At 67.6% G+C, this 1270-nt stretch carries 1 protein-coding gene; it reads right to left on the bottom strand.

Features of this window, described 5'->3' with window-relative positions:
* Positions 1–1270, bottom strand: a 1270-nt coding sequence (locus AC52W5_RS09950; protein WP_495670888.1) for a putative inorganic carbon transporter subunit DabA, incomplete at both ends; no start/stop codon positions are given.

The raw sequence follows: 1270 nt of genomic DNA, 5'->3' as shown, positions 1-1270 counted from the left end.
GCGGTGGCGTAGCGCGGTTTCGCGCAATTCGCGGATCATGTCGTCATCCACCCGCTCGCGCTCGATATGCAGCTCGGCCTGCAGCGCCTTGACGATCATCGCCCGCTGCAGCGTGCGGATGATGGAGTCGGCCTGCTCGCGGGTGAGCTTGTCCACCAACAGCCGGGTGACGGGCTTCTCTGCATCGATGCGGCTGCGCCAGTGGCTGTAGCCCAGCGGCGCCAGGGTCTTGCCGAACAGGTCCAGCCCGAACAGCATGCCCACCGCCTCCACCGTGACGTAGGGCGAGAGCACCGAGCTCTTGAGATCGTGCAGCACGTGGCCGAGGGTGCTGATGAAATCTTCGTCGTTCGGGTCCAGCGCGGCGGGCAGTTCCAGCACCAGGTTCTTGGGCGTGACCACCGCCGGACAGTAGTGACTCTCGCTGCCCTTGCCGTAGCCGAGGAAGCCCACGGGCACGCCGAAAAAGCCGGCGATGCCGAAGGTCTGGTAATCGCCCACGCGCTCCAGGTGGCGGCGGATGGGCTCGGCGCGCACGTCGATACAGAACCAGGCCTGCGCGAACGGCCGCTTGCCGGACGGCAGATCCTGCGGCACCTGCACCTGCGAGAGCAGCTGGTCGATGGCCTGCGCCTCCATCGCCAGGGTCCAGACCATGCCCTCTTGCCGCGCAAACTCCTGCAGCCCCTCGATCAGTCCCGCGATATCCTCAAGCGAGAGCACCTCAAGCGCCGCGGTCGCCTCCGCCGCAGCGGCGAGTTCGCGCAAGGCGGCGGCCTGATCCTGTCCCTGACGGGCCTGCCACAATGGCCAGTAGCGTTGCAGCAGAGCCTCGCAGCGTTTGCCGTTGCCGCGCGACAGCGTGTCGTCGATGCGCTGCGCCCAATCGGGCAACACCTCGCCGCTGTGCAGCGCATGGCGCAGCAGGCATTCCGCGCCGCGTTCGCGCAGCAAGGCGTCGAGCTGCTCGCGCCGAACCGGCGTACGGCGATGGCGCGCGCTTTCCTGCAGCAGCGCCAGTCCCACCACCAGGCGAATAGCCAGAAGATCGACGACGTCGGCGGGGTAGCGCTGCGCCCAGTAGTAATGCTTGGCGGACGAACGCCAGCGCACAAAGCCGGTCCAGCCGTGCAGCCGGGTGAGCTCGTAGGTGAAGTAGGCCGACCAGTCGTCGGCGTCGATGCCCATCTCCTCCATGACGTGCATCACCGCGCTCTCGGCGTCCAGCACCCGATCGAGGATGCGTCGCACATGCAGCCCGCGCAGGAAC

This window comes from Nitrosospira sp. CT, assembly GCF_059489795.1.
Note: the sequence above shows the minus strand (reverse complement) of the source record. Positions and strands in the feature narration are given on the sequence as shown.